This is a genomic window from Pseudomonas fluorescens, from assembly GCF_001623525.1.
Taxonomy (GTDB): Bacteria; Pseudomonadota; Gammaproteobacteria; order Pseudomonadales; family Pseudomonadaceae; genus Aquipseudomonas; species Aquipseudomonas fluorescens_Q.
This window is the reverse complement of record NZ_CP015225.1, coordinates 2,337,113-2,349,286: the sequence shown is the minus strand read 5'-3', so window position 1 is coordinate 2,349,286 and position 12,174 is coordinate 2,337,113. Positions and strand designations below refer to the sequence as shown.

12 protein-coding genes and 1 pseudogene are annotated in these 12,174 nt (G+C 56.2%); all 13 read right to left on the bottom strand.

Going from position 1 to position 12,174, the window contains the following annotated elements:
• Window positions 1-14: 14 nt before the first annotated feature.
• The 13 genes and pseudogenes from TK06_RS09950 to TK06_RS09885 all read right to left on the bottom strand — a co-directional run bounded on the left by TK06_RS09950 (window position 15) and on the right by TK06_RS09885 (window position 12,165).
• A complete protein-coding gene (locus tag TK06_RS09950) occupies window positions 15-662 on the bottom strand; it encodes a hypothetical protein (protein ID WP_063321922.1) in 648 nt (215 codons plus the stop codon).
• Window positions 659-1,186, bottom strand: coding sequence for a PilL N-terminal domain-containing protein (locus TK06_RS09945; protein ID WP_063321921.1), 528 nt, complete (start codon window positions 1,184-1,186; stop codon window positions 659-661). Before TK06_RS09945 ends, TK06_RS09950 begins: the two co-directional genes overlap by 4 nt.
• 168 nt (window positions 1,187-1,354) lie before the next feature.
• The gene (locus TK06_RS09940; protein WP_063321920.1) at window positions 1,355-1,657 is read right to left on the bottom strand and encodes a hypothetical protein; all 303 of its coding nucleotides are present in this window, start codon (window positions 1,655-1,657) and stop codon (window positions 1,355-1,357) included.
• A gap of 138 nt (window positions 1,658-1,795) precedes the next feature.
• A complete protein-coding gene (locus tag TK06_RS09935) occupies window positions 1,796-2,278 on the bottom strand; it encodes an STY4534 family ICE replication protein (protein ID WP_063321919.1) in 483 nt (160 codons plus the stop codon).
• Window positions 2,279-2,400: 122 nt separating this feature from the next.
• Window positions 2,401-2,805, bottom strand: coding sequence for a hypothetical protein (locus tag TK06_RS09930; RefSeq protein WP_063321918.1), 405 nt, complete (start codon window positions 2,803-2,805; stop codon window positions 2,401-2,403).
• 204 nt (window positions 2,806-3,009) lie between these two features.
• The gene (locus tag TK06_RS30755) at window positions 3,010-4,266 is read right to left on the bottom strand and encodes a DNA cytosine methyltransferase (protein ID WP_086936623.1); all 1,257 of its coding nucleotides are present in this window, start codon (window positions 4,264-4,266) and stop codon (window positions 3,010-3,012) included.
• Between the two features lie 461 nt (window positions 4,267-4,727).
• Window positions 4,728-6,745: pseudogene (locus TK06_RS09915) on the bottom strand (DNA topoisomerase III).
• A gap of 285 nt (window positions 6,746-7,030) precedes the next feature.
• On the bottom strand, window positions 7,031-7,435 hold the full coding sequence (locus tag TK06_RS09910; protein ID WP_063321915.1) for a single-stranded DNA-binding protein: 405 nt from the start codon (window positions 7,433-7,435) through the stop codon (window positions 7,031-7,033).
• Between the two features lie 11 nt (window positions 7,436-7,446).
• Complete coding sequence (locus TK06_RS09905; protein WP_063321914.1) at window positions 7,447-7,947, bottom strand: DUF3158 family protein; 501 nt, start codon at window positions 7,945-7,947, stop codon at window positions 7,447-7,449.
• Window positions 7,947-8,738: a PFL_4669 family integrating conjugative element protein gene (locus tag TK06_RS09900; RefSeq protein ID WP_063321913.1), complete on the bottom strand. Its 792-nt coding sequence runs from the start codon at window positions 8,736-8,738 to the stop codon at window positions 7,947-7,949. Before TK06_RS09900 ends, TK06_RS09905 begins: the two co-directional genes overlap by 1 nt.
• Before the next feature lie 151 nt (window positions 8,739-8,889).
• Complete coding sequence (locus TK06_RS09895; protein WP_086936621.1) at window positions 8,890-10,068, bottom strand: STY4528 family pathogenicity island replication protein; 1,179 nt, start codon at window positions 10,066-10,068, stop codon at window positions 8,890-8,892.
• Window positions 10,040-10,600, bottom strand: a complete 561-nt coding sequence (locus tag TK06_RS09890) for a DUF2857 domain-containing protein (RefSeq protein ID WP_063321912.1) — start codon at window positions 10,598-10,600, stop codon at window positions 10,040-10,042. Before TK06_RS09890 ends, TK06_RS09895 begins: the two co-directional genes overlap by 29 nt.
• Window positions 10,597-12,165 (bottom strand): ParB family protein, encoded by a 1,569-nt coding sequence (locus tag TK06_RS09885; RefSeq protein WP_063321911.1) that lies wholly within the window; start codon window positions 12,163-12,165, stop codon window positions 10,597-10,599. Before TK06_RS09885 ends, TK06_RS09890 begins: the two co-directional genes overlap by 4 nt.
• Between the last annotated feature and the right edge of the window lie 9 nt (window positions 12,166-12,174).

Genomic DNA, 12,174 nt, shown 5'->3' with positions numbered 1-12,174 from the left:
GAACATAGCCACTCCTATCGAACGTTCAATTTGTGCGTGATGCCGTCGACAGAAAACACCGCCGTCTGCTCGTCGAGGCGCTCAAGCTTCCAGCCGAGATAGGTATCGCCGATCCTCAAAAGTTGGCTTTGATCCAGCGCTTGAACACCTACTGGTGCGACAGACAGAACCTGCACTGCGCCTCGTAGCTCCAGACCCAAGATCTGGAAGCCAGGCTCAGCGCCTTTCTTCGGTTTTTGGATAGAGGGCTTGGCTTGTTTGGGAATGGGAGTTTGCGTGATTGATTTCTGGCTGGATTCGAGTCGCTCCAATCGTTGCAGCAATGGTTGCAAATCCTGCTGCGCCATATGTGTTGCTAAGGTGTTCTCCAGGTCTACCAGGCGCTTGTTCAGATCAACCTGCAGATCCTTCAGGTCGTTACGATTGGGTACGTGTCTCGCTGTCTGTTGCACTTGCAGGACAGCTTGCTCTAGCCCTAACACCGTACTTTCAAGATGCTCCAGGCGATTAACGTCAGGATGGTCGCTCAGACCCTGGGCCAGCTTCGACAACGACACCTGATGAGATGCGAGCACGCAGCTCATCAGCGTGAATACAAGCGCAGGCGTCCAGCGTTTAAGGCGACTTTGCAAACGAGGCCCAGGCAGGGTGGCGTATATCATTGTGTGACCTCCGGATTGACTGCCGCTTGTGCTGTAGGGCTGGGTTTGGCAGCCCCGGCAACAGGGATGAAGCAGACCAGGCGAAGCTGATCATCGGTTTGCAGCGCCCAGGCTGGCCCCGCAAGCGTCTGTAACGCGTCGCGAAGTTGAACAGGGCCGAGCTTCAGGTGAGGTGCAGGGAGGGGTAGGGCAAACAGTGCCGCGTTTTCTGGTGTGCGATCACAAAGTCGATACCCCGAGCGCAAAAGGACATAGCGCAGCGCATCAGCAACTGAGATGGACCAATTGCCGGGAAGATTGATATCGATCACTTGAAGCAGAAGGTTTTGTTGTGCAACGTGCGGCGCGAGTTCCACCAGGGTGTATCGACCATATCGTTGAACGGGGATGTAGTGGTCGGAAGAGGGCTGGGGCACACTCGGCACCGCCTGTTCTATGGATGTTCGTTCCGTAGACAGGCATGCAGTCAGGGTTAGGTGGCTCAACAGCATGAAGGGCAGCAGACGCATCTGTATCGCGGGCATATGAGGAGTTCCTGGATGGGATATGCGAACGATCTCAAGCAGGTGACTCAGTAGCAGCCATCAATAGGTAATGACCCGTTACCTGTTTCAATGCCATCAAAGAAAACGGCCTCCGAGGAGGCCGTTGCGAGGATTAACTGAAGTGCTAGAGAGGTCTGGCCACAGGCCTCAGTATTCCTCAGGTAGAAGAATGGTGGTCACGGTACGATCAGCTTCGGTGATAACCCACAATCTCAAGCCAGGTTCAACATCGTAGGCAGACATCAGACGATAACCCGACTGCAGTGCATCTTCATTGAGCTGACGATCTTCATCACAGATATCGCCCCAGTCGCCCAAGATGTGGCGGCCGAAGTAATGGAACGGATCTAATCGTTTCGTTCTCATCAGTGCATCAACGCCAGGGGTCATAACCAAAGCGCCGTGCTCGGACCAGGGTTTGGCCGAATCTCCAAATTTGATAACAATCATGGTCTGCTTCCTATTCAAAAAGTGGGGCCATGACACCCCCCTCGGGCGTCATGGCTTACGAGGGAGGGTGGGAGCTTCAAACGTCGACGTTGAATGACGACGTTGAGGAAAAACCAAGACCCGTAGCCGGATCTGAGATCAGAATGCAAAGTCCTCTTCGGGTGATGGAGGGGCTGCATTCACTGGTTGAGTTGTAGCTTCGGATTTCAGGCTGTCTTGATTCGAAGGTTCGCGCTTATGCACCAAAACACCGTCGATCTTGATCCAGTTCAACAAGAGCAATCGGGCCTTGAAGCTCACGCCCAACTGTCCCTGGTTAATGCCTTTGGAGTAAGTGAACGTGTCCACCCAGGGATCTCCCAGACGAAAACCAACGAGGACCTTACGGTCCAACTCAACGGCTCTGGCACAGCGCCGAACCAGTACCTGTGCATCTTCGCCTGTGACACGAACGTCGAAACGCCGATACTCAGCGCAGTCGGTCGGACCATTGAGCGCCGCGATGTCGCAAGCTAGGAATGATTCACCTTTCTTGAGCTTCACTTCACGAATGCGATTGAGATAACCCAGTCCAGTGATGTGAAGGTCAAAATAGGTCGTTTCATCAAACGTAGGATTCATGACATGCCTCCAGGCTAGGAATAACGATGGAGGCGCCTCTCCCGAAGGGGCAGTCGCCCCCAATGGGTGATTGGTTTGGAAAGTGGGGAAAACTGCCAGGCCCCAGTGAATAAAGAGGCTGATTACCAGCCGTGGTAATGAAGGATCAGCGAAGCAATAATGCCTCTCTGTAGAGGGTCTAAAAGGCCCAGGTCAGCCAAGCCTTTAACCCCTGCCTGCTTGAGCAACTCACAACCTTTTTGGGTGTCGTGGAAGCTCACCATTGCAGCTATTAATATCCGTTCCTGACTGCTCAGGACTTCGAAGTTTTTATCGATCAGTCGCATGATGGGACGCAGATCCCATCGGCAATTGGCCTTGTTGAAGCCAGCTTTAGAACCGTCACCAAAATAGGTGAAACCGGCTAAGGCAACGCCTTTTTTCCAAGCGGCGAAGAAAGCGGCTGCTGTATTACCGACATCAGCAAGTTGTGCGGCGGACTTAGGCTGGGACAGGGACGACAGTTGAGTAGCGGGAGCGTTTTTCATCGCTAATGACTCCTTGGATCTGATTTAAGTGAAAGGTGTGGGTAACCCTCACGGCGAAAGACAGGCATCAACGCCTTCGAAGGCGCACGTCCACGGAAACGATGCCGGGCGGACTGGGCGGGGCCAGCGTGAAACATTTCACGACGCAGCTTTGAAGACCCTAGCTGCCTGGGCATGCGCTGATCAGTGATCAGTCTTGCGTGGTCAAGAATGGTTTTTCTTAGCCGGCCTGTCAGTGATCAATACCTCGCTGAAAGACTCCGGATTTCTAAGCACACCGAGCAAACGTTTACCGAGCCAAGTCAGGCAGGGGACGGCCATTGAGTTGCCTATGACCTTGTAACGGGGGCCGTCAGCAGCCATCAGCATCCAGCCATTGTCGGTGGCTTCCCACATGTCCAGAGGCCGACGGTGGCTGATGCGCCTTATTGCGTAATGACGCCTGGGAATGCGTGTGTAGTTATCGGGTAGCCCCTGCAAGCGCTCACACTCAATGGGAAGCAGGCGCCTGGCCCTAGGACGCAGGTGGCAGCTGTTACGTGCGATAACGTCTTGGTGCCGTAGATGGGGAGTTGAGGTTTCACAGACGGAGCCGTGTGCTGTGCCACACACCACAATCGCAACGTCGTGATTGCAGGTCAGTGTTGGGCAGCATTCCAACGCTGCCTCAGCCCCGCCTTGGCCGTTGGCCATGGCATAAGCGTTGCTGAACGCGACGGCGCGTAAGGGGACACTTAAGGTTGCAAGGCCAGCGCCAGCAGGGGTGGTAGTCTGCGTTTGTAGCGTGCGGTGCGGCGCAGTATCCCGGCGCGGGCCTTGGCGCTCAAAAAGTACCGCGGCGGGATCGAATCCCACGCGAGCACTTGCGACAAGGAACACACGACGGCGTCGTTGGGCCAGGCCGAAATATTGGGCATCCAGGACGCGCCACGCGACTGTTCTTTGGGGGCCAAACACAACACCTGCGTGCGACCAAGTCTTCCTTGGGGGGACGAGTTCATGTTCTTCGCCAGCCAGTGCTGCGATAAAACATCCGAAGGCGTTGCCCCTATCGGTGAGCACGCCGAGAACGTTTTCCCAGACGATGATGGCTTCAGGTTCCTTTCGTCGCATTCGGACTTGGTCGATTGCATTGGCAAGCTCCACAAATGTAAGAGTCAGAGCACCTCGAGCATCTGCCAGGCCCGCGCGAAAACCCGCCACACTGAATGCCTGGCACGGCGTGCCGCCAATCAGAATGGCAGGAGCCTCAATGACTCGATTGAGTGCCTGGCGGGCCAGTCGCTTCATGTCGCCGAGATTAGGTACGGTAGGGTAATGATGGGCCAGCACCGCACAAGGGAACGGTGCTATTTCGGAAAACCAAGCCGGGGTGAGACCTAAAGGCTTCCAGGCGACGGTCACCGCTTCAATCCCGCTGCAAACGCTGGCGTATTGCAGTGGCGGAGAGGTTTGAATCATGGGGGGATGTCCTTTGCAGGCGCGCATTTCTGTGCCCGAGCGGTGTTGGGCACGGCGCAAAGTGGGAGAAAGGACAAAGGCGCCGAAGGCGTGACCTTCGGCTTGAACAGAGAGGCCACCCGTGGGGCTGTTTCGGGCTTGGCGGTCGTCAGGCCAGGCGCCTTCACAAGCATCTCACCCGACCCGTTTCGTGGCGTGGGTCGGTATCGTCAGGCACACATCCGCGTACAAAAGGAGCTCGTTGTTTGACCGGCGGGGTCCGGTACCGACTATGTCCACCCTGAAGGGTCTCCTGATCGCCCCAGGGAAGGCGATCAGGGGACCCTTCAGCACGGCACTGTCCTACTGAACCATCATGCTGTAGGCACAGCTCAGACGATGTGTTCCTCCGTGCCACCGGCTGTTGCTCGGCTTGGCGCGCTCGCTGTTTCAGAAGGAGAAGCGAGCTTGGGCAAGGTCGTTCAGGAGTTTCCAGGTTTTGAACGACGCGGCTTTCGGTGGCGTGGGGACACTCTCCCTTGCGAGGCGATGGGTAAAGCCCCCCGACATTCTGGATACCGGGTACAGGACCAAAACTTGTTGTGCTTGCCGTCACGTTGACGCATCGGCGCCCCACACAAAGGGCAACTCGGGCCGCCAGGGCTATGGAGCGCCAAGGTCGTCGTACGGTAATGCTCGACCAACTGGCTGATCCAGGCGGTTTGTTTTGCGAGGAAATCCTCCAGCGTCAGTTGACCGGCCTCGATCATATCGAACGCCTGCTCCCAGATGGCGGTGGTGGCCGGGTCCGCTATGGCGGGAGGTACCGAATCGATCAAGGTGAAGGCTGCCTCAGAAGCCCGTACAGATCGCCCTTTGATGTACAGATACCCTCGGCTCAGCAAACCGCTGATGATATTGGCCCGTGTGGCTTCTGTGCCGATGCCTGTCGTCTCCTTGAGAACCTGCTTCAGCCTTGGGTCTGTCACCAGTTTGGCCACGCCTTTCATGGCCTTGATCAGCTCACCCTGGGTATAAGCTTTGGGGGGGCTGAGTCTTGAGGGACTTTAGCTCCACGTCCACCACGTTGCAGCAAACACCCGCGTGCAGGTCTGGTAGCGTTTGGCTGCGTGGCGACGCTTCGTCGTCGTTGGGGGGGGCATTCGCTACCCAATACTCGGTGCCAACCTGATTCCACCACGTGTTTGCCATGGGCTTTCAATACATGATTGCCGCAGGTGAGCTGCACGGCGGTGCGGTCGTACTCATGAGGGGGCAGAAACTGCGCTAGATAACGGGCCCGAATCAACTCATAGACCGCGCATTCGCGTTCGCTTAACGCCAACCGATCAAACGGTTCCAGTGTCGGGATAATGCCGTGATGCGCGCTGACTTGGCTGTCGTTCCAAGCCCGGGAGCGCAGCGTGAAATCGACGGATTGCACCAAAGGACCCACTCCAGGATCGCTCTTTATCAGTGCAGCAAAGACCGCTTCTGCCTCGAGCAACATGCTTTCGGGTAGGTAGCCTGAGTCTGTGCGCGGATAGGTTGTCGCTTTGTGGGTCTCATAAAGCGATTGAGCAATGTCCAATGTTTCCTGCACGCCGTAGCCCAAGCGTCTTGAGCAAACTTCTTGCAAGGTGTTCAAGTCGAAGGGGAGTGGCGGTGCCTCTCGAGTTCGTTGCGTCTCAACCTCCAATACTTGTGCAACCCCTGTCGCTTTGAAGCTCTGCTGCGCCTGCAAAGCGATGGCTTGCCTGATACACCGGCCAGCTTCGTCAGTGGCACTGTCGGGTGCTGCCCACTGCGCTGTAAACGCTTGCCCCAGTACTTCAAGCTTCACTTGGATAACCCAGTAAGGCCTGGGTACAAATCGTTCGATCTCGCGATCCCGATCAACCACTAAGCGTAAGGTCGGTGTTTGCACACGTCCCACCGACAGCACCCCGTTAAGTCCGGCCTGGCGGCCCAGGAGGGTAAACAGTCGGCTCATGTTCATGCCGATCAGCCAGTCCGCTCGTGAGCGGGCGAGGGCAGAATGATAGAGAGACTGAGTTTCTTCTGCCTGTCGTAACTGACTCAGGGCTTTGCGGATGGAGGCGTCGTTAAGTGCTGACAGCCATAACCGTTGGATAGAACCGCGGTACTGACACAGCTCAAGCACCTCTCGAGCAATCATCTCGCCTTCGCGGTCCGCATCAGTGGCGATCACCAATTCAGATGTTTGGGCCAGTAGCTGTTTGACGATTTTGTACTGAGCCGCCGTGTTCGCTTTGACGCGGACGCGCCACGAGATTGGAAGGATGGGCAAATGGTCCAGCGACCACTGTTTGAAGCGTTCATCATAAGTTTCAGGTGGTGCCGCTTCGACCAGGTGTCCGATGCACCAGGTCACACTGATACCCACGCCTTTGAAGCAGCCGCTGCCACGTTGTCGAGCGCCAAGTACCCTGGCAATGTCTTTGCCCTGGGAAGGTTTTTCACACAGAAAGAGTCGCATGTCATGCCCAGCAAAGCAGTTGAGAGGGCAGGAAGATGCATGAGGGGAGACGGTGCGCGCGACTCTCAAAGCGATTCTGCATCAGAGCGTATTGATGATCAGTCGGCAGAGGCGACCATGAGCCAGGCATGGGAGCAGCGGTCTTTGCACCAGCGAATTCGTCATGTGCCGCTGGCTGGAACAGGATGGACGTCAGTGGACACTCACAACGCAGTAGGGCTTGCGAGCGTTTTGGGACAAAAGAGCGACTGACGACAGGGCCAGCCGCTCTCGCGCTTCTCAGGATCAATGCGGATGGTCGTCGCCATCGGTAGCGGCGGCAGATGATTTGCCACCCAGTGTGACCCGTTCGACCCGGTAGGGCAGGATGCCTACACGCCGCGCCTCGATTTTGAACGTCACTCGTGCGTTCTCATCCGCATCGGCCCATTCCTCCTTGACCGAGCGTCCTTCGACCATCACCCGCATGCCTTTTTGATACAGCGTGCTCCAGTGCTCTGCTTCACGGTGCCAGATTTCAACCGGCGCCCAGAAACCGCCTCGATCTTCATAGCCGTCTTTGACAGGAACAGGGTTGTCGAAATAAACGTTGAGCCTCAGCAGACGCCTGGGCTCGTCATTGCGGTTGTTGAATTCCCGAAATTCGGGCGCCGATCCGATATTACCTTCACCGAAAAAATGAGTGCTCATGAGGGGCTCGCTTATACAAGGGCGCGTTGTTTAACGCAACGTTGATAGACCGCTTCGGCATGCGCCATCTTGATGGCGCAGTCATTGGCTTGGCGGGCCAGGATGTGGGTCATGCTGATTTGCATATTCAGCACGATCCGCTGTTGCTCCAGTGCGTAGAGGTCGTCAATCAGCAGATTGGGGGTGGCCTCGTGTTCAATGCATTGCTGCCACAGGGATACCCCCATGTTGGTGCGATCGGGGTTGCGCCAACGTAGAAAAGTCGTCCCAGCCCCCGTGCTGTGGCGGGTCAACTGGGCTGCTAGCAGGTTGAAGGGATAACGCCGAGCTTGGGTCAGGATTCGTGTCTGTGCCAGCTCAATCAGACCGTCACGAAGTGCATTGCAATCGCTGGCCCAGTCCTCCAAACAGCCCTTACCTTTAAAAGGCTGTAAAAGGCCTTTTAGGTAGGCCGCATGCTGCAGTTGCTCGAGCTCTGAATGAGCCAAGGGTTTGAAATAGTGTAAGGCCATCAGCGCTCGTCCTCTGCTGGCTGCTCCCGAGCGCAGGAGACAGGTTCATGAGGGCTGGGCGTTTCACTGTCGATGGCGACGTCCAGGGTGTTGTCTTCGTCCCTTTGAGGGGCGCTGATCGTGAGTCGGCGCACCAAGGGCGGGGCAAAGCGCGAGCGACGGGTGCCTTCCAGAATGTCTTGATCAATCTCACCAAAACGTTCTTTGGCGGATATCGCCAGGGGAGTATTGGCCTGATAGTCCTCACGGTTCAAGCCGGATGATTTGTACTGTTGAGCCAAGCTGAACAGGCTTCGCAAAGCGTGCGCCCCTTCGTTAAGCCAGCGTTCTAAGCTGGAGCGATCAATCAATGCGGTGTGATGAGCCAGAATCAGACGTCGCGCCAGGTCGTCATAGTCTGCCAACAGATACACCGCCATGAAGCCAAGTTGGGCGTTGACGAATAGCGGTAATTTGACTGGCTGCACATTGAGGTTCTCGCCCAGACTCAAGGCAGAAGGCACTTCTGAAAGTGCCAGGTTCACCTGCTCATTCAAGACGTTGAGGATGTCTTTGGTCGCGTTGAGCTTTTCTTCTATTCTTAACATCCAAGCGTCGGCGTAGGGGTCATCCAATTCCGCGCCACGTTTCATTTTGTTCATGACGGCAATAAAACCGTTGAGGCCGATGATCGTTGCTCGGCCTTGGGAGGCGTCTCGCCCATGCCAGATGCGAGAGGCGTGATGGGTGTGCAAGGTCAGTTGCACGCTACTGCGCAATGCACCGAGGTTCAGTTGCAGGTCGTTTGCCATAGGACGTCACTCAGGGACTGTGGGAGGGTGCCCAGCTTTGCGGCACGGCGGGACTCTGTCAGTGAACAAAGCGCAGGCAGTGCGAGCCTGATTGGTGACTGCGAAGGTGGGGGCGACAGCTATCCCCAGGGGATAGCTCGATGCCGTGCTGTCATCGTTCCTTCAGCAGACCCTTGAGCTCGTCCAGATAGGCGTGAGCAACAGCTGGGTCCCGCTCCGTCTTCTGAGTTTGCTTGGGGCTGGGCTTCGTTCCACTCGATTCAGGAGCTTGTTCCTTGGCTGCCCAGACGGTGAATTGACCCTGCAACGCTTTTTGAAAAATGCCAAACAGGTAGCCGGCTGGATTGCGTATGTGGGCCTCTCGGCACCGAGCTGCCCATTCATCCAAGACTGCCTGCCGCAATTCGCCTGGCAATCGCTGCAACGCCACTTTGGCACCCGATTGCTGTGCAGGCGTGAGCGATGAAAAGCGGGGAGGGAAATCCAGCTCGAAACCTTCCTGCGAACACTCGCCAGTACGTAGTGTTTTTAACGCTTTTGTACTTAACATACTCGCAGGCTTCGGATGCCGAAGAGAGTGCTCCTGCGGGGCTTTGGGCCTTGGTTCGGATACCGAAGACGGGGCGTTTTGTTTCCGAAGAGCCTGAGAGGTACATTTTTCGGTCGGCATATCTGGCGCGACATCGACGGCCTGCGTTTGCTGCAGACGCAAGGCTAAAACCTGTAGATGGCTGGGCAGCAATTGAGTCTGGACGCTGGGGTCATGGCTTATTTCTTCGAGCACCGCCAATCCGACGCGCTGAATACCCTTATTGGCGTGCTTGAGCGTGTGGCTGACCAATACCATGTATTCGGGATCGATCTGCATAGCTTCAAAGGGCGTCAAAGGGCGATCATGCAGGACATACAGGTTACCGAGCACACGTCCGGTACGTGCATCTCGCCGTCGACGGGCCAAGCTCAACCACCTTGTCAGACGCAGGAGTGTCAAGGTCTTCGCAACTGACTCATGGGAGGCCAGGGCGCCGCAGGGTACGGACGCCAGATACTTACGTAACTGGTCATAGGTCGGAAAAGCGGTGACTCCGTCGTCGTTGAGCAGCAGCCGAAAAACTTGCCAGGCATTGCGTTCAAGCGGGGTCAAACGCTGATCAAGAAGCAACGCCCTGGGGACGGTTTCATGGCGGTTGCCACTGAACAGGAAACCGTCCCCATTCCCTTGCGTGCTCTGGGCACACAAACTCTTCAGGGCGCTATCAAGCACAGAGGAGAGAGGTTTGGGGGCCGAGCTTTTCACCACGCTAGACCAACCCTTGATCGATCCAGTCACGCAATGATGCCCAAACCACCGAGGCTGGGTATGAAAGCTCCTCAGCCAGATCAAGCGTCAGGTCCAGTAAGGCCCGGTCATCGTCCACCGAAATTTTTCGTGCCTTGAATTGAGGGTGCCAACGCTCCCAGAGCAGTGTGTCCTGTGCTTCGCTGAGCACATGGTGCCGGCCCTTACGCTTGGGCAGTCCCAAAATGTTGCGACGCAGGGCCACTTCCTGATGAGTCAGACCGTAGAACTGACTGACCATTTCCGTACTGGCGCCCAGGCGCAGCATCCGATCAACGTTGGCGATTTCTAGCCCCACGTCTTCTGCCTGACCAAGGATTTTCTTCAGTACGCCACGGTTTATCTGGACCGTGCACCAAGGCACACGGGCATTGAGCAGAACACTGATAAGCCCGGGTTCCTTGAGGGCGGCCAAATCCTCATCAGCAAATCCCATGGTCTTGCAGCGTCTGAGTTGGCCGTTGCGCAGATCATGCAGCGCCTGGGCTATAACGGCTTGGTTGATCGGATGGGGTGTCGTCATGAGTCCTCCTTGGTGTGCATGTCCTGGTCGGTGCCAAATTCTGATTTGAGGTCAATCAAGCGTCGGGCTAAACGAATCAAGCGAAACAATTTGATCAGATTGGCGTCGCTCAATCGGTATGCTTGGGCATCCCGATGTGCGCTTCCCAATAGAAGAGGGCCGATTTCCATCGGGACGCTTGGTACAGAGGAGTTGGTCGTCAATGTTTCGAGCAAGGCGACCAAGGTTAACGGTGAGGGATGTTCGGGTACTGTCTCGAGGCGACAACGAAAGCCGATCCCTTCATCCACTTCGGTGATGAGGTCGGCTTGGGCAACGTCCTGACAAATTTCACGTGCGAATTGGCTGATATGTATCCGCAGGCGCTGTGGCTCATCCAGTGCCGGATCAATGTTCCAGATATCCGAAATAGGGAAGAGACTCTCTTGTGAAAACGGCAGGACGTCAGATGCCAAAGAGGGTTCACCGCCCGTATGTCTGGCCACCAACGCTTGGATGGATTGCAGGCGATCAGAACCAGATGCATCCGGATGGTCAGGCTCTTTAAGCGCCTGAACAGTTTTCGTTGGAGGGCCAGCCGGGATAGACGGGACGGTTGGGAGGTCCAGACCGGTGTCCGAAGCAGCCGTTTTTGGAGGGCAGGGCGCGTAGCGATGACTCGGAACGTGAGTTAATGCCTGCTCACGTTTTTCGCCTGCCTCAGACGCCAAGGCCAGTGTGTCGTAGTCAACACCCAGGTAATGAGCCATTTGTCCAATGACCTCATCCTGAGCGCGGTCGATAGAAAAATCGGCCGTTGCTCCATCAAATAACATCAGAGCTTCCTGAAAAAGGGATGCAAAATCGATGGTCAGGATTTTTGTTTTTGCATGCTCATCCCAGATCTTGGCACAGGTCCGTCGAAGCACAGCAAGGCGCTCGACTTGATGCCGGCCTAGCCCTCCGTATAGAACGTTGGGAATCGCAGGTAGCAAGTAGTGAACCGCATCTCGCATCCGGCTGATGTGGGATTGGTGAACAGGGTAGCCGTCCGAGGTCAAGCGCCTGGACAGCTCTGACTGGGAAAGCGCTGCTCCGCTCTCAAGCTCGTAAAGCTCCCTGGCTTTCTCAACGCCGAGCGCGCGCTCGATAAATGTCAGACCGCCGCGCAATTCATTCTCAGCTAGGTGGCCTGTCAGGGAAATGATTTCACCGCGCTCGGGCCAAGGGCGAAACATGCAGGTCAGATGATAAAACTGCTCGTCCTTTGTTTCAGACCAGAGCTCGCGCAGGATCGAAAGCCGCGTGTTGCCACCGTTGCGCACGCGGAAACAAGATTCGCCTGGACGCCGGGTGATCGGCGGCGGCGAATCGAGTCCACGCTGGCGGATGGACGCCTTGATTTCATCGTACTTGGGATTGCGCGTGACCCTCGGGTCCAGGTCGTAGGGCTTCAAGCAGTCCAGTGTGACGACCATAGGCGTTTCGACCTCTGGATCGCTCGAGCATGCTGAGACAGCGTTTTCGCAAGGCGCATTTGAAACACGTTTAGACGCCTCATCTTGTGTAGGGAAGGTTGATGCCACGCTCGCATA